This is a genomic window from Paludibacter sp., from assembly GCF_009712605.1.
Classification (GTDB): Bacteria; Bacteroidota; Bacteroidia; order Bacteroidales; family Paludibacteraceae; genus Microbacter.
This window is the reverse complement of the sequence record NZ_WASO01000001.1, coordinates 304,821-322,106: the sequence shown is the minus strand read 5'-3', so window position 1 is coordinate 322,106 and position 17,286 is coordinate 304,821. Positions and strand designations below refer to the sequence as shown.

The window sequence follows — 17,286 nt, the reverse complement described above, 5'->3', positions numbered from 1 at the left end:
TTATTGCAAAACACCTTCAAACAAATAATTTTTGAGCAAATGAAAAGCTTTTTAAAAATCGTTTTGGCAACGTTTGTAGCGATTATACTTGCTACTGTTTTCTTCTTCTTCATTTCACTCGGCATAATCGGAGGCATTGCAGCCTCTTCGTCGGAAGAGACTACGATAAAGCCGAACAGTGTTTTTTCAATTGACCTGAACGGGCAAATAATTGAGCGATCGGAAGACAATCCTTTTGCCTCCCTTTTAGGAGAATACTCCAATCAGGTACAGGAAATAGGGCTAAATGATCTACTCTCGGCGATTCACAAAGCAAAAAGCAACGATAATATTAAAGGTATATATATCGAAGCTGGAGCCCTTATGGCATCTCCGGCTTCCATCCGCGAAGTACGGCAGGCTTTGAGCGATTTCAAAACATCGGGCAAATTCATTTATTCTTACGGATCGACCTACAGCCAGGGAGCTTACTATATTGCAAGCGTTGCCGACAAAGTGTTTTTAAGTCCGCAGGGGATGGTGAACTGGCACGGGGTAGCTGTTCAGGAAGCTTTTTACAAGGGCACTCTCGACAAATTGGGTGTAGAAATGCAGGTTATCCGGGTTGGAACGTACAAATCGGCTGTTGAACCATATATTACCACAAAAATGAGTGACGCCAACCGCGAACAGATTACCGCATTTACCGGATCAATCTGGAAAACAACGGTGAACGATGTAGCTGCGTCAAGAAAACTCACGGCTGAACAACTAAATCAACTCGCTGATCAGGGAATTGCATTCAAACCGGCCGAAGAATCTGTAAAGGGACATTTGGTTGACTCTCTGCTTTATGACGACGGAATTCAAAACTACATCAAGAAAAAAATCGGCATTAAAGAAGATGACGATCTATCGCTTGTAAAACTCGATGCAATGAAAAATGCAGCTTCGGACGAAAAAGTGTCAGCAAACAAAATTGCCGTGGTATATGCTTACGGAGGGATAGATACCGGCGGTTCTGATGGCATTTCCTCAAAAGAACTGGTCAAAACGCTTGCCAAAGTTCGCAAAGACGACAAGATAAAGGCTGTGATATTTCGCGTAAATTCGCCGGGTGGAAGCGCCCTGGGATCTGAATTGATATGGAGAGAAGTAAGCCTGATAAAAGGCAAGAAACCCATTTATGTTTCAATGGGAGACTATGCTGCATCAGGAGGTTATTATATTTCGACACCGGCAGATATGATTATTGCTCAGCCAAACACACTGACCGGCTCTATCGGGGTATTCGGATTGATTCCGAATGTAAACGGCCTGACTAAGAAAATAGGAGTCAGTTTCGATGAAGTCAAAACAAATAAATTCAGTACGCTACCAAGTATACAACAAGGCATGAGTGCGGAAGAAAAAGACCTTATGCAGGCATACGTCAACCACACTTACGAGGTTTTTGTTGACCATTGTGCAAAAGGACGTAAAATGAGCCCTGAGTCAATTAAAAAGATCGCCGAAGGCCGAGTCTGGACCGGAGAACAAGCCAAACAAATCGGATTGGTGGATGCGCTGGGCAATTTAAACGATGCGATTACGTTAATTGCAAAGAAGGCTCATCTCGACAAATACAATGTGGTAGAATATCCCAAGCAAAAAACATTTCTGGAAAAATTCATGAGCAGTCTCGATGCAAAAGTGGAAGAACGGGTGCAAAAAGCCCAACTGGGTGAGTATTATCCTTATCTGAAACAAATCAGAGAGGTTTCCTCTCTACAGGGAATCCAGGCTTTGATGCCCTTTTATTTAACCGTAAAATAAATTCATTTGTCATGAACAAACGACTGTTTCTCGTCGACTTAGTGTTGTGGATGCTTTCGGGAATCTACGCAGTCATCGTACGTACACGAAACTGGATGTTCGACAGTAAGATTTTACGCAGTAAAGCCTTCGATTTTCCGATTATCTCAGTTGGAAACCTGACGGTAGGTGGAACAGGAAAAACGCCTCACACAGAATATATTATATCCCTTTTAAGCCAATCGATGAAAGTAGCAACGCTGAGCAGAGGCTACAAGCGCAAAACTTCAGGATTTGTTCTGGCTAATGCTTCGGCAACAGGAACTACCATCGGAGATGAATCGTACCAGATAAAAAGAAAATTTCCGGAAGTTGCGGTTGCGGTTGACGGTAACCGAAGACGGGGCATTTCAAAACTACTCGCAAATAAAGACCTGCAACCACTGTCAGCTATTGTGCTCGATGATGCATTTCAGCACCGCTATGTAACTCCGGGCCTCAACATCCTGATTACGGACTTCAATCGTCTCTTCACAGACGATCATATATTGCCGTATGGACGTTTACGCGAACCAATACACAGCAAAAGCAGAGCCAACATCATCATCGTATCAAAATGTCCCGAAACGCTCCATCCGATGGACTTTAGGGTCATCTCCAAAAAAATCAATATTTTCCCGTATCAGTCGCTCTATTTTACCACTTATCAATACGGAGAAATATATCCTTTATTCAATAGTCTGGCCAGCTCACAACCAATCACAGTGGCCGATATTAAAGCAGAGAAGATGCATGTATTGATTGTGACCGGAATTGTATCTCCACAGGGAATCTATGAACACATTGAGAAATTTACGCCAAACTACGACAAGATTACATTCTCCGACCATCATAATTTCACGCAAAAAGATTATCGTTCCATCGATAAAAAATTCAACGAAGCAAAGAATCCTAAGATACTGCTCGTAACAGAAAAAGACGCAGCACGAATAGTAAACGACAACACACTGCCCGAAGAACTGAAGCCTAGTATTTATGTATTACCTATCAAAATCAAATTTTTATCCGGGCAAGAACCAAAATTCAATCAACAACTAACCACTTATGTTAAAGAAAATTCAAGAAACATCCGACTTTCTAAAAAAGAAAATCAGCCGTCGTCCTGAAGTAGGTATTGTACTGGGAACCGGATTAGGAAATCTGGCCAGCCAAATTACAGAAAAAGAAGAAATCGCATATGAAGATATTCCCAACTTTCCCGTATCAACGGTAGAAGGACACAAGGGAAAACTTATAATCGGCAAACTGGGAGATAACCTTGTAATGGCCATGCAGGGCCGATTCCATTACTATGAAGGGTATGACATGAAGGAGGTAACTTTTCCGGTACGTGTTATGCATGCTTTGGGAATCAAAACGCTCTTTTTGTCGAATGCCGCCGGAGGAATGAATCCCGATTTCGAGATTGGCGATCTGATGATAATATCCGACCATATCAATCTGTTCCCGGAACATCCGCTGCGTGGTAAAAACTATAACGAATTAGGCCCCCGCTTCCCCGATATGAGCGAGGCTTATGACAAGTCACTCATTGCCAAAGCCGAAGAAATTGCTCTGGAAAACAACATTAAAGTCAAAAAGGGCGTTTACGTAGGCACACAGGGCCCAACCTTTGAGACCCCGGCAGAATACAACTATTTTCATATCATCGGTGGAGATGCCGTTGGCATGTCTACCGTACCGGAAGTGATTGTTGCTCACCATTGCGGCATAAAAACCTTCGCCATTTCCATCATTACGGACCTGGGTGTTGCCAATAAAATTGTTGAAGTCAGCCACGAGGAAGTACAGCAAATTGCGAACAACGTACAGCCTTACATGACATTGATAATGAAAGAATTAATCAACCGCATCTAATATTATTCCTCATAGATCAAAAGAGGGTATCTTCGAAGATTCCCTCTTTTATTATATTCGCACTTGACCTAACCAGGATGGAATAATAGCATTGTTCAACTTAATCCACCTCTTATGCAAAAAAATATCGTTTTCATTATATTTCTTCTACTTGGCATTCATTCGCTTGAAGCTCAAGAGATAACTTATACCGACTCCACCACGACCACAATAGAAAGACAACTCAACGAAGTTGAAATAGCCGAAAAGAAAAGTGCCCGTTCTCTGTCTGTATTCAAAGCACTGAACATTAACAGTATTCCGGCTGTAACAACATTTTCCGCCGCAGCGGCACTGCAACAAATCCCTTCGCTCAGTTCCGACATAGAGGGAAACCTGCGCCTCCGGGGAAGCAATAAAGTAACGCTTCTTTTTGAAGGAGTGCCTATTACGCTCTTTGAAGAAAACCGCAGCGACTTGCTGATTCAAATGCCGGTCGGACTTTTCTCCTCCGTCCTTTTGTTTAACATGCTTCCTACCGCAAGCATCTGCGAGGGAGAAGCCGGAGCTGTAGATTTCATTTTTTCTCCCGATTTTACGGATAAATCAGTCCTAAAAGCAACTCTTGCGAAAGGATCTGACAACAGATACAACGCATCGGTACTTGCCGGTTCAAAAACGGGGAAATTCAGGTGGCAGGCTGGTTACGATTTCAGGCAAGAGTACCGCTACCGTACTTACGACAAAACAACCGTAGACAAAACCGGAACGGCGCGGATGAATAATAACGCAGCTGCAAAACCCCGCACACATTTAGCCATGTTCAATGCTCAATACCTGCTTAGTCCTTCCGATTTCATTACTTTCAATGCTCTTTTTCAAACGATGAATTATAGCCGGCTTGGCAATATCAACAACACAAAAACCAATACCTCCGGGGTTGTCGTGGCCAACGTTTTGCGCCAGCGTAACAACACGGAAAAGCAAACAGGTAATTCGGAAGGTCTGAACTGGAAACACATCTGGAAAGAACAGAAAGCATCTTTTGAAGCCTCTGTTAACTACGATGATTTCAATTACGATCAGGGCAACAATTTTACCAACAAGAACCCCAAGACAGGCGCTGTGCTTGCTCAGGACAGACTCTTTATTAACCAGGACAAACGCCAATGGTTCGGATCGGCCAAACTAACAAAAATGTGGGATAACGGACTTTCAGGACAGCTCGGGTATATCGGACAATGGCACAAAGACAACTATTCTGCTTCGGACGATGATCTGATTAGTTCCGCATGGGTCCATAACATGTCAAAGAGCAACGATTACGAGCTCACAAAGAATCTTCAGACCGGTTTTGCCGAATTGACTTACCAGAAAAAACAATGGAAATATCTTTTGGGCGTTCAGCTTCAAGTCGACAACCGCAACGGAGGAAAAACTCAGGATGCAAACCTGACCAACGAAACAAATTCGTATCTGTTGCCCCGCGTTGAAATCAACTGGCAACAATCACCTTTTTCATCCTGGGCTATTCGTTATCAGGAACGGGTAAACCGTCCTCTGATAAATGATCTGAATCCTTTTACCGACAATAGCGATGCGACCTACATTCACCAGGGCAATCCCACTCTGGAGAATGAACTTGCACATGTAGCCGAAATCTCAAACACCTGTCGTGTCCGGAATCTCACTCTGAATCCTGTTTTCTTTTACAGATACCGCTATCATCAGATCACAGACATCGCAACCTTGCAAAATGGCACTACTGTCTGGACGAAAGAAAATGCCAATCATGCTCAGGATTTAGGGCTTGAAATGAATCTTACATGGAAACTTTTTAATTTCATCACGGCAGATGCATCAGCCACCGGCTATCATTATGAAATTGACGGTACCAGACAAGGATATGGCATAAAAGGAAAATCTTCTGTAGATGCAAAAGGGAGTATCAAGGTAAAACTTCCTCTCGCTTTGGAATGGGAAGTATATGGCTATTATACCGACCGTCAGCTGACCGTACAAGGCGAAATTGCAGCCTTAGGTTCGGTAGGCAACGCACTGTCGTATTCATGCCTCAAAAAGCATTTAGACATCGCCTTAACCATCGACAACATCTTCAACTCTCTCGAAGAAAAAACTACATTCAACACGATGGGTACTCAACAAACCATCTACCGTAACAGGGATGCCCGTACATTATGGCTCAATGTTAGCTATAAAATATAATTTACAGACATGAAAAGGGCGGCTATGAGAAAATCGGGTACAAAAAGAAGAGTTTACAATCGCTTTAATGATGGGGTAAAAGTAGTTATTCTATTTGTATTTTCAAAGTTGTATATTTTCTTTCTGTAGTACACCGATTATTTGACGCATTTACTTCTTTTCGGATCCAAAATCCATTGGCGGATAAAAATCCTTTGCATATTCCTCATCAATATCCCTAGATCCGCCAATGATCATCATTAGCTTATTTGGCATTACCTTATCAGCCAGATCCTCATTGAGAAATTGACTCAACAAATCAAGTTCATCATGAAATGTACTCTGATTTGTATTAATAATCTTTCGCATGTCAAGATAGGATAAAAATTCATCTTCTGATTCAACAAAGTCAGCAACGACCATCAAGTCAAACAATGACACAACCCATGTATCACGGAAGCGTTCCTCCATCAAACAGGCAGCCACAAGTTTATCCATCTGTCCCAGCAGTGAAGAATAATGCTGGAAGGTTACAGCTATCTTGTATATTGGCTTCGTCCTGTCAATCAAAACCGTACCTTGCTGTGTACCAAATGCAGGTTCTGTTGAACCATTGATAAAATCAACTGATCTGCAACATTGTTTACATGCCTCAGCAACAGATGCTTTGAATTTATACTTGGCTCCATCTAGTCTAACTCTGTCCTTATAAGAAAGTTCATGGGCTTTTACTTCTATAATATAGACAGCCTTATCTGAAACACCAAGAATATCTAGTTCTGGATCCTTTCTTAGACCGCCCTCCACTATCTTATAATGTACAGAAGAATAGAATGTGACATCTGGCAGAAATGACTTCATGACAGACTTTACTTTACTCTCAATATAAGCGTCTCGGCTAATCGGATTCGTGTTCTGCTGGAAGTTCCTTTGATAATAGGCTTCATTGCGCATCATAAGCTTTTCTGCAATCAAGAACAGATTTCTATGAGGAATCATAGGAGTAAAGCAATAATATTTATCACCATCTTTAACGAACGGCTTCTCAAAAATACTATGACCGTTCATAATACTGCCTTTAAATTCACCTTCTGCAAGAAATGCAGAATTATCACCAAATTCCATAGATAATGAATCTAGGATTCTTGTCTCCACCTCACTTTGAGGATAGACCCAAAATATCATATCAGAACGCCCATAATCATCTGGTTGATACATCAATAGTTTCATGCCATCTTCCGTATGCGATACATCTGGGTTTGCTTCAAAGAATTCGCCAAACAAACCTTTTGAGAAATCTCTATTCTCTAATGTGGCTTCATCGTCAACAGGGCCAAAAGTCTTTTCTTCCCATTTCACCCACCGATCATGCATCTTTGTTGCACCATAGATAGTATCTTGACTACCGATCTTGCATATTATCCTATCTTCCAGATCCATAAAGAAATCAAATAGCTGTTCAACACTATAGCCGAATTGCTGTTGGTAAAAGGTCGTATGTGGGAAGAACATTTCTTTAAATACCTCATAAACATGATTTTGATAGCCATCGCCACGAACAGCTATGGTATCCATATGAATCATCCAATCAATGGACTGCATAGGATCATCAACTAAAGGCATATCTTGATAGATATATGCCATGAACAAAGCTTTCAATCTATTTCTCAAATCTTCAACCACTTCATCTGTGGGATTATCTCTGCCATCGTTTGGCATTGAAAGGCCAAAGTTCATTGCATATTCCGCTATCACTTCAGCATTTTCGTCCAGATGCATATCTGTGCCATTCATCTGAGCCATAAAATGTTTTTCAAAATTGGGAAGGTTATCTAATAAATATAATCCAATGCTTCCAAGCAACTGCACAGAATCATATCTCCTGAAATAGCCCTCAATCGTCTCAATATATTCTCTTAGAGTTGCATTTACAGCATTTTGATCCTTAAAGATCTGAAGCAAGCGCTTACTCATAGCACGCATTTGCGATTCAAATGGATTAGAACTATTGATGGATTGCTTAGCCACAGCCTTTTGCTTCTTAGTCTTAGGCTGCTGTCTTTTCTTCTTGATATGTTTTTTCTTTTTAGTCATAACCGTTTGCTATAAAACATTAATACTTCCTTGCCGCCACAGGCAAATCCTTTTTTGTTACACAGCCCTACTGCATTGCATTTCAGGATTTGGATTCCAACACTTTATAAATCTCTTCAAATGTAACGATATTTTTTTCAATCAAAAAAGCGACAGCTTATTGCTATCGCTTTTCTATTCTTTTGCAGTGCCTTTCTGGTTCGACGTAGGCAGAGACATACGCCGAACTCCAATCTGCCTTACACGCTACGATGAACGGTGTAACAGGCTATATCCATCTTTTAGCATCTCTCTTTTTTATCGCAAAGATAGAAAATCTAATATTTCCCCTCAAGTTTTGTTGGTGAGCCCAAATTTGTATGTGACCCTTCAAAACACGGCACAAAAAAAAATCGAACCTTATTTCTAAGATTCGATTTTGAAAGTGGGCGTTGACGGATTCGAACCGCCGACCCTCTGCTTGTAAGGCAGATGCTCTGAACCAGCTGAGCTAAACGCCCTTTCCTTAAATGCGTTGCAAAGATACGTGCTTATTTTGATTCCTGCAAGACCCCTCGCAATATTTTTGCAACATTTCTTCTAAATTGCCTCTGCCACCACAAAAGTACTGCCTCCGATATAGATCAAATCATCCTCATTTGCAGCCTGTTTTGCCGCATCAACAGCAACTATCACAGACGTGAAAATTTTTCCATGAAGATTGTATTTTTGTGCCAAATCACGCAGTTTTGAAGCCTCCAGCGCCCTTGGAATGGCTGCCTGAGTGAAATAATAAATCGCGTTTTGGGGCAAAAGGGACAAAACCGTACTAATATCCTTATCGTTTACCATACCGAAAACGATATGAAGACGGTCATATTTTTGTTCGGACAGTTGCTGTACTATAAACCGGATTCCGGCTTCGTTGTGACCGGTATCACAAACCACCATGGGATTTTCCTGTAATATTTGCCATCTCCCCATCAATCCGGTCAGATCGACAACATGTTTTAATCCGTTTCGCAATGCATTGTCCGGAAGATTGCATCCTCTTTCACGAAGCCGGTCTACGGCAGTCAAAACAGCAGCAACATTCTTTTGCTGATACAGGCCTTTTAACTGCACTTCCAGGCTGGAATACTGATTGCAGGCAAAACCTCCGGATATAGGGATCAAACGATACGTATCTTCGGCAAAAAACAAAGAAGCACCTACTTCTTCCGCTCTGTGCACAAAAACATCTTTGACGTCGCCTTCTGCTTCTCCAATTACGACCGGGACACCCGTTTTTATGATTCCTGCCTTTTCGGAGGCAATCCTGGGTAAAGTATCTCCCAAAAACTGCATATGATCAAAGCTAATATTCGTAATTACGCCTAATTCAGGAGAAATTATATTGGTACTGTCCAACCGGCCTCCCAAACCGACTTCAATTACTGCCACGTCCACACCGGAGGTTGCGAACCAGTCAAATGCCATTTCCATGGTCAGCTCAAAAAAAGAAGGCTGAATGGGTTCAAAGAAAGCACGATGATTCTCCACAAAATCAATCACAGCCTGCTCCGGAATCATTTCACCGTTGACTCTTATTCTCTCCCGGAAGTCTTTCAAATGAGGCGAAGTATAAAGTCCTGTTTTGTAACCCGCCGACTGAAGAATTGCTGCCAGAAAGTGAGAAACGGATCCCTTCCCATTAGTTCCGGCCACATGAATCGTTTTATACTTTCGATGCGGATTTCCGAGATAATCATCCAGCTGAATAGTACGTTCAAGACCCGGCTTGTATGCAGAAGCCCCCTGATGCTGAAACACCGGCAGACAGTTATAAAGGTAATGTATGGTTTCCTGATAATTCATCACTAAGAAAGTTGTAAAACAGCACACAAAGTTCGCCATTTTACCCAAATTCCGCAATAGCGGAATTTGCCCGAAGGGCTGACGAAAAATAATATTTTTGTCAGGGTTAACCCCGACATTTTTGCAGGCAATCTGCAAAAATCGTCGATTAATCAACACAAAGTTCTCTATTGATTAATTTGGGGTTAAATGGAAAACAAACTTCCCTGTGGCCGATAAAACAAAAGAGCCGGAATTATTTGACATTCCGACTCTTCTACAAGTATAAAATATTGGGATTCTCTTTTGGCAGCTCTGTTATACAGCAGGAACACCTAAAGATGTACTTACCAAGAAAGCTGCAGCAACAGCAATAATTGAATACAATTCAGGGAATACAGCCAGAATCAACGTATTGTTGAATACATCGTGGCCGTTACCCATAGCGCTTGCACCGTTTGCACAAACCTGACCCTGACGAATTGAAGTAAGCAACTCAACTGCGCCTACAGCAATACCGGTAAAACAGATTGCTACCCCCTGAAACATTGTAATGTGTTCAACGAGGAACGGTTTTAGCAAGAAGTAACCCAAGAAGCCAAACAAACCCTGAGAACCAGGCAAGGCTGTCAACACCATAGCCTTACCGAAAATATCGGGATTCTTCTTCAAAGCGCCAATAACGGAATTACCGGCAATGGAAGTACCGTAGGCACTACCGACTCCTGATAATCCTAACAGAAAGGCAATTCCGATGTAAGCAAATAAAATTGGTTCCATAATAATAAAAGTAATTTAGTGATTAATAATTTGTTATATTTCTATTCGTATTTAGATCGGCGAACTGCCTGATCATAGTATTTTAAATTCTTCTTTATACCGTGCAAACGGTTTATATGATTTTCCGCCTCCCACAAAGCCTGCATTCTTGTAAAACTCTACGAATGTCAAACGAAGAGGGTGAACGAACGACGCCAATATAGCCATAAAGATATTGATAAAGTGACCGAAAGCAAGAATCAGTATCATCACAATCTGGCTTACAACCGGAGTATTGCCGCTTAAGCTGGTGGCCAGACTATTGAACACAATAGCAAGAACCGCTCCTGCAATACAAATAGCAAACAAACGGATATAAGAAAGCAAGTCACTCAGCCAGCCGGTCGCTTTTTCGTAAGTATCCCAGATACCTTCTCCGATATTGGCAAGAATGTTGTGTCCCGGATGATTCAGCAGGAAAATACAAATACCGGCTACAGCGAAGATCACGTAAGAAACCGTTTTTGCGATTTCAGGAGCAAGCAAACCACCTTTTTGCAGCCCAAAAACAGATCCGCCCCCTACAACCAACAGCAACCAGCCCCAGGTCGAAATTGTTGAAGCAAAACCATCTGTTTTCCAGCGGGTAATTGCCCGAACAAACTGTCCGAAAATAATCTGAACAGCCCCCAAAATAAGAGATGCATAGAACAGACGGTCGGCTGTAAGAATATAGTGTTTCAGGTGTTCATACCAAGGCCAGTTGGTCTCGATCTTTTCCAGAGCAATACCACCGACGTTTCCGGTCAGGATGCCCATAAAAAATGCGGTAATTCCCAGATAAGTCAGCAATCGCATTACGGGCTCCAGTTCTTCTCTCACTTTTTTACGGAAATAGATACCTACTGCCGCAAGAATGACACCGTAAACGACATCGGCAAAGCAAAAGCCGAAAAAGAGCATGTAAAACGGTGCAAAATAAGGAGTCATGTCCGATTTGTGGTAGTTGGGTAACTCATACAACCCGCCAATAAATTCGAACACACTGCTAAACTTGTTATTCTTGAGCTTTACAGGCACAGCATCATCCGACTTGCGCGGCACCTCTGCCATATAGTAGACACCTGACTTTTTGAGCATCTTGTTAAGTGACTCCTCGTTTTCCTCAGGGCAATACCCTTCAAGAATCATCACGGTATCTTCAGCACCCGCCTTGGTATTAAGCTGCACACGGCGCAAATCAACTCTTTCAGACACTTCTGCCCGTGCTTTTTTCAAAGCATCGTAGCCAGAAGTTGCTTGTTTAAGGCGTTCTTCAATTGCCAGAATATCAGCATCAATTTCTTTTGCTTCCTCCTGCAATTCGGCTTCTGTTTTTGCCCCAAGTCGTAAAAGATCGGCATCCAGTTCAAAATCGGTTCCTTTGGGAGTAACCGTCACAAAATAGATGGTAGAGTTGAAACAGTCCACCTCGATGGCATTATATTGCGATTCCCATTCCGGGTTGAATCTGCTGGAATTGCAGGCAAAGAAACGGAGTTCAAGACCTGCTTTCTCCAGTTGATGGATTCTTTCCCAGCTAAAATCTCCCCACGGAGCCATCCTGTCCATGTCTTTGTCAACGGATTGGCGTCTTGTCTGCAATTGTTCTTTTTCCTGAATGCACGTTTCAATATCAGTCAATAGCTGAAACCCGTCCATTTCAGGATTTTGAGGCAGAGGATTCTCGCCATCCGTGTGACGCTCCAGAATTTCGGAGGCCGCCTTGAACCGTTGCAACAGTTGAAGATTACCCCGCAATTCGTCGTCATCGATAGTTCCTCCCTGCTTTTCAGCCACATGAACGACGCCCTGTTCCCTCAACTTTTCGAGGAAACCGGCATACTCCTTGTGGTAAACCAGGAAGGCATATTTTTTCATTTTAACGATCATATATCTATTTACAATTTAGTCATTTACGATTTACAATTGAAATCTGTTTATATCACAAAGGAATGCAACGAAAAGCCTATGTACTTTGGGGTTAATCAAATTCTATTTACAAATCTTCAAATTTCCACATTGGCTTTTTCGGCTTCCTGTCTTGATTTGACAATCTTTTGTGCCGATTTCGACAGGTTTTCTTCGTCTTCCATAAATCGTTTGATCTTACGGATAGCATCTTCGTAGCCAGGGATCTGTACCTTTTCAAAAAGATTCACCTTTTGGGTGGTTTTCTTTCTGGCATGTTCCAACAGGTTGAGTTTTTGTGTCATAAACTCCTGTTCGATCCCGATCTGAGCCAACTCCTTAAGCTGCTCAATACCATCAGCAAACCATTTTGGACTGCTGAAAAGGCTGAAAGGACGTACAGAATAATCAACACCTTCAAGCACAGGAATACGCACGCCGGCAATCTTTTTGATCGTCATCTTCACGTCGTCTACGTGAAGCAGCGAAGTATCGAATTCGCCCCAAAGAGCCAGCATCTGATCGTATGCATTGATACGCAGCTCGAGTTTTTCCTCCAGCTCCTTAGCATCGTCTTTGGCTCTTTTCACCTCCAAACGCAGAGCACTCTCCTTGTTCTTAATGGTAGGCAAAGCGCGCACACGTATTTTAAGCTGCTTTTCAAGCCCCTGAAGCGACGTTTTGTTATATTGAAATGTTATTGCCATAACTTATTTTCAAGCTCTTTATTCAGGCTTATTTCGCCCAGTATCTATCAACCAGCTCCTGTTTGATGTTCACCTCTTCCGGTTTGAAGTAGTTGGAGAACAAGCCCCAGGTAACGTTCAACATCTCTTCGGTGCCAATATTAACGTCGATAGCCAGAATTTTTTCCGAATAGTCTTTAGCAAACGAAAGGGTACGTTCGTCGTAATTCGTCAGGTCGAAACCGTTTTCAAGTTTTGTTTTAGCATTGGCAGCATCGGCATACAGACGTACGGCAGCATTCATTACCTGCGGATGATCTTCGCGGGTCTTTTTCCCGATCACCAGCTGTTTCAAACGGGACAGTGAGCGGAACGGGTCAACAATAACCTTACCGACATCAGAGTCGCGACGAAGGAACAACTGACCTTCTGTGATATAACCCGTATTATCTGGAATAGCGTGTGTAATATCGCCGCCCGAAAGCGTTGTCACGGCAATAATCGTGATAGAACCTCCAGCGGGGAATTGTACCGCTTTTTCGTAGATCTTTGCCAAATCGGAGTAAAGCGAACCCGGCATAGAGTCTTTTGACGGAATCTGATCCATACGGTTCGACACGATTGAAAGGGCATCGGCGTAAAGCGTCATATCGGTCAACAGCACCAACACCTTTTCATTGTGGTCTACCGCAAAATATTCTGCAGCGGTCAATGCCTGGTCTGGAATAAGAAGTCGTTCTACCGGAGGATTTTCGGTGGTATTCACGAAACTCACGATACGGTCGAGCACGCCTGCATTATTGAACACATTCTTAAAGTAGAGGTAGTCGTCGTTGGTCAGACCCATACCACCAAGAATGATTTTGTCAGCTTTTGCACGCAAAGCCACACTCGCCATTACCTGGTTGAACGGTTGGTCCGGGTCGGCAAAGAAAGGAATCTTCTGTCCGGATACCAGTGAGTTGTTCAGGTCGATACCGGCAATACCGGTCGCAATCAGCTCGGACGGTTGGCGACGACGAACAGGATTCACCGACGGACCGCCAATTTCACGTTCTTCCCCTTCGATCTCGGGACCGCCGTCGATAGGATCACCGAAAGCATTGAAGAAACGACCTGCAAGTTGATTGCTCACTTTCAGGGTTGGAGCTTTACCCAGGAATATTACTTCTGCATTCGTCGGAATACCTTCGGTACCTTCAAATACCTGCAAAGTAACATCTTCACCCATAATTTTTACCACCTGAGCCAGTTTTCCGTTCACGGTAGCCAGCTCATCGTACCCTACCCCGGTAGCTTTCAGCGAACAGGTAGCCTTCGTTATCTGAGTGATTTTTGTGTATATTTTTTGAAATGCTTTTGTAGCCATGATATCTAAAATTACAATTTTGCTATTTACAATTTATGATTTCTCCGGAACCATCATTTCTGAGCTGTTTCCAGTGTCAGCATCTCATTCAGTTCTTTCAGATATCCGTTAAAGGCTTCCGATTGATACTCTGAATAATTCATCTGTTTGCAGATATTGATCAATCGTTTGAAGTAATCCATTACATCTGTAAAGCTGCTAAAATCGAACTTGGTGCGGCAAATATCCATCACCAGATTCAGCATAAACTGTTGACGATCGATCGGACAAACTGAGTCGATTTTATCAAAAGCATCCTGCTGAAGGATTACAAAGTCAATCACTTCCGATTTCCAGAAGGTAACGTGATAATCTACAGGCACGCCGTCATCACCCAAAATATTGATTTGTTCCTGAACCTCTTTTCCACGCTGGAGAAGTGTCTTCATTTCGTTGACATTCTTTGTCCAGTCGGGCGAAATACGTTTTGCAATGTATTCTTCAAACTCAGGATATTCAATGTATTTTGAGTAACTATCAATCGGATTCACAGCCGGGTAACGTTTACGGTCGGCACGTGCCTGTTCGAGAGCGAAGAAGCAACGGGCAGCCTTTTTGGTCGATTCCGTCACCGGCTCTTTCAGGTTACCACCGGCAGGCGACACAGTCCCGATAAAGGTAATTGACCCTGTTGCGCCATTTTTGAGGTGAACATATCCTGCACGACCGTAGAAGTTGGCGATGATAGCCGGCAAGTCCATCGGGAATGCATCCTGACCGGGAAGCTCTTCCAAACGGTTTGACATTTCACGCAGAGCCTGTGCCCAACGCGAAGTAGAGTCAGCCATCAACAACACTTTCAACCCCATCGAACGGTAATACTCGGCAATGGTCATCGCTGTGTAAACGGAAGCTTCACGGGCAGCCACCGGCATGTTGGATGTATTCGCAATAATGATGGTACGTTCCATCAGCTTGCGACCGGTGTGCGGGTCTGTCAACTCGGGGAATTCGACGAAAATTTCCACCACCTCGTTGGCACGTTCACCGCAGGCAGCCATAATCACGATATTGGCATCGGCCTGTTTTGAGATAGCGTGCTGAAGCACAGTCTTGCCGGTTCCGAACGGACCGGGAATAAAGCCGGTACCTCCTTCAACAATAGGATTGGCAGTATCGATGGTTCTAACCCCGGTTTCCAGCAAACGGAAAGGACGCGGTTTTTCAGTATAACAGGTCAACGCCTTCTTTACCGGCCATTTTTGAGTCATGTTAAGTTCAATATCCTTGCCTTCGCTATCGGTAACGACTGCAATTTTATCGAAGATGCGGTATTGCCCTTCCGTCACTACCGACTTAACAGTATATTGTCCCTGAAAAGTGAAAGGAACCATGATTTTGTGAGGCTGGAAGTTTTCGTCCACTTCGCCCAGCCAGCTACCGGCTTCAACCACATCACCGGCCTTAGCCAAGGGTTTGAAGTCCCACAGCTTTTCCTCATCAAGGGGGAATGTATATTCACCGCGTTTCAGGAACACGCCCAACATCTTATCGAGGTCATTTTGCAAACCGTCGTAGTTACGCGACAGCAAACCAGGACCAAGAGTCACTTCCAGCATGTGTCCCATGAATTCAGCCTCGGCTCCCACCTGCAGGCCGCGAGTACTCTCAAACACCTGCACATAAGCATTATCGCCGATAATTTTGATGACCTCTGCCATCAGTTTTGTATTTCCTGTTTCGATGTAACAAATTTCGTTTTGAGCCACAGGCCCGTCAACAGTCACTATTACAAGGTTGGAAATAATGCCTTTAACTTTTCCTTTTGTTGACATATTATGCTATTGTTATTATTTTTTCGTTAATAGGATTCCCGGGCAGCTCACTTTTCGCTGGGAAATTTCACACCACTTTTCAGGTTGCGGATAAGCTCGCGGAAAATTGCAGAACCGGCTTCCTTATTGAGAGGTAACCATCGTTCAATAATTTCGAGCTTCATCAGATAAGCAGCTACAGCCTCGATCGTAAAATATTCGAAAACCGTATTTTCATCAATCCACGCCCATTTCAACAGGTCAATTTTACGTTCGCGTTCCAGCAAATCGGTCTCTTCAGCAATACGTAATACCGATTCGGCCTGAGGGAAAAAGTCGCTTACGCCAAAATCGCGCGAATGACTGGCTTTCAGGATACGCGCAACGTTGTTGTCGCCCACAATAGAAGAATGAACGTCGAAACCATGCTTACGACAAGTGTGAGCTGTCAGCAGGTTATTGATATTGAGGCAAAATTCAAACCACCGGTTCACGAAACCGTTACTGCACTTCAGCGCCGACTTATAGAACATGGCCATAAGCTGGTCATCCCACGAAAGATTATCGAACAACGGTTTGTCTTCCCAGTATGCATAGGCAAACATTGGGAAATAGGAAGGAACAGTCGATATTTTAGGATTCTCCGTCTCTTTCAGTTGCGTCACCACTTCTTCAAAATCTTCTGACGAAGAAATTCCGAGCGGATGCAATGCCGCATCCCTGTCTTTGAGGAATGCAAACCAGTTTTTCGCTTCATATTGCTGAAAAATCAGATCGGCAATTTCGCGATCTTTTTTTGTAAGAGTTTCCTGCAACGTCTGTTGCAACTCCTGCAATTTAAGGGAAAGTTTGGTATCGTCCGGCTGGATTTCGGGTAATCCGGCTATCAGGTAGTAATATTTGCTCATTATGTTACAAATTATAGTTTTGGTTGCTGATTGGGAAG

General features: G+C 43.1%; 12 protein-coding genes and 1 tRNA gene. 4 read left to right on the top strand and 9 right to left on the bottom strand.

All coding sequences use genetic code 11. The features are described from left to right. Nucleotides 1-39: 39 nt before the first annotated feature. The 4 genes from sppA (at nucleotide 40) to F8N35_RS01135 (ending at nucleotide 5,895) form a co-directional block, all read left to right on the top strand. Nucleotides 40-1,794: a signal peptide peptidase SppA gene (gene sppA / locus F8N35_RS01150; RefSeq protein ID WP_293049518.1), complete on the top strand. Its 1,755-nt coding sequence runs from the start codon at nucleotides 40-42 to the stop codon at nucleotides 1,792-1,794. Between the two features lie 11 nt (nucleotides 1,795-1,805). After that, complete coding sequence (gene lpxK / locus F8N35_RS01145; RefSeq protein WP_293049517.1) at nucleotides 1,806-2,939, top strand: tetraacyldisaccharide 4'-kinase; 1,134 nt, start codon at nucleotides 1,806-1,808, stop codon at nucleotides 2,937-2,939. Beyond that, nucleotides 2,878-3,690, top strand: a complete 813-nt coding sequence (locus F8N35_RS01140; RefSeq protein WP_293049516.1) for a purine-nucleoside phosphorylase — start codon at nucleotides 2,878-2,880, stop codon at nucleotides 3,688-3,690. The genes lpxK and F8N35_RS01140 overlap by 62 nt, the downstream gene beginning before the upstream one ends. Nucleotides 3,691-3,804: 114 nt before the next feature. Further along, nucleotides 3,805-5,895 carry an outer membrane beta-barrel family protein gene (locus tag F8N35_RS01135; RefSeq protein WP_293049515.1) on the top strand — a complete coding sequence of 697 codons (2,091 nt, stop codon included), beginning with the start codon at nucleotides 3,805-3,807 and terminating at the stop codon, nucleotides 5,893-5,895. Nucleotides 5,896-6,045: 150 nt separating this feature from the next. On the opposite strand, the gene F8N35_RS01130 is transcribed toward F8N35_RS01135, so the two are convergent. The 9 genes from F8N35_RS01130 to F8N35_RS01090 form a co-directional block, all read right to left on the bottom strand. After that, the gene (locus F8N35_RS01130) at nucleotides 6,046-7,968 is read right to left on the bottom strand and encodes a hypothetical protein (protein ID WP_293049514.1); all 1,923 of its coding nucleotides are present in this window, start codon (nucleotides 7,966-7,968) and stop codon (nucleotides 6,046-6,048) included. Between the two features lie 425 nt (nucleotides 7,969-8,393). Next, a tRNA-Val gene (locus F8N35_RS01125) sits at nucleotides 8,394-8,468 on the bottom strand. A gap of 79 nt (nucleotides 8,469-8,547) precedes the next feature. Continuing rightward, nucleotides 8,548-9,804 carry a folylpolyglutamate synthase/dihydrofolate synthase family protein gene (locus F8N35_RS01120; protein ID WP_293049513.1) on the bottom strand — a complete coding sequence of 419 codons (1,257 nt, stop codon included), beginning with the start codon at nucleotides 9,802-9,804 and terminating at the stop codon, nucleotides 8,548-8,550. Nucleotides 9,805-10,101: 297 nt separating this feature from the next. Further along, complete coding sequence (locus F8N35_RS01115; RefSeq protein WP_293049512.1) at nucleotides 10,102-10,563, bottom strand: V-type ATP synthase subunit K; 462 nt, start codon at nucleotides 10,561-10,563, stop codon at nucleotides 10,102-10,104. A 72-nt stretch (nucleotides 10,564-10,635) separates the two neighbouring features. After that, nucleotides 10,636-12,462 carry a V-type ATPase 116kDa subunit family protein gene (locus F8N35_RS01110; RefSeq protein ID WP_293049511.1) on the bottom strand — a complete coding sequence of 609 codons (1,827 nt, stop codon included), beginning with the start codon at nucleotides 12,460-12,462 and terminating at the stop codon, nucleotides 10,636-10,638. Nucleotides 12,463-12,590: 128 nt separating this feature from the next. Then, complete coding sequence (locus tag F8N35_RS01105; protein ID WP_293049510.1) at nucleotides 12,591-13,199, bottom strand: V-type ATP synthase subunit D; 609 nt, start codon at nucleotides 13,197-13,199, stop codon at nucleotides 12,591-12,593. A gap of 28 nt (nucleotides 13,200-13,227) precedes the next feature. After that, a complete protein-coding gene (locus tag F8N35_RS01100; RefSeq protein WP_293049509.1) occupies nucleotides 13,228-14,547 on the bottom strand; it encodes a V-type ATP synthase subunit B in 1,320 nt (439 codons plus the stop codon). A gap of 53 nt (nucleotides 14,548-14,600) precedes the next feature. Beyond that, a complete protein-coding gene (locus F8N35_RS01095) occupies nucleotides 14,601-16,361 on the bottom strand; it encodes a V-type ATP synthase subunit A (protein WP_293049508.1) in 1,761 nt (586 codons plus the stop codon). 47 nt (nucleotides 16,362-16,408) lie between these two features. After that, nucleotides 16,409-17,248, bottom strand: coding sequence for a DUF2764 family protein (locus F8N35_RS01090; protein WP_293049507.1), 840 nt, complete (start codon nucleotides 17,246-17,248; stop codon nucleotides 16,409-16,411). Nucleotides 17,249-17,286: the final 38 nt, after the last annotated feature.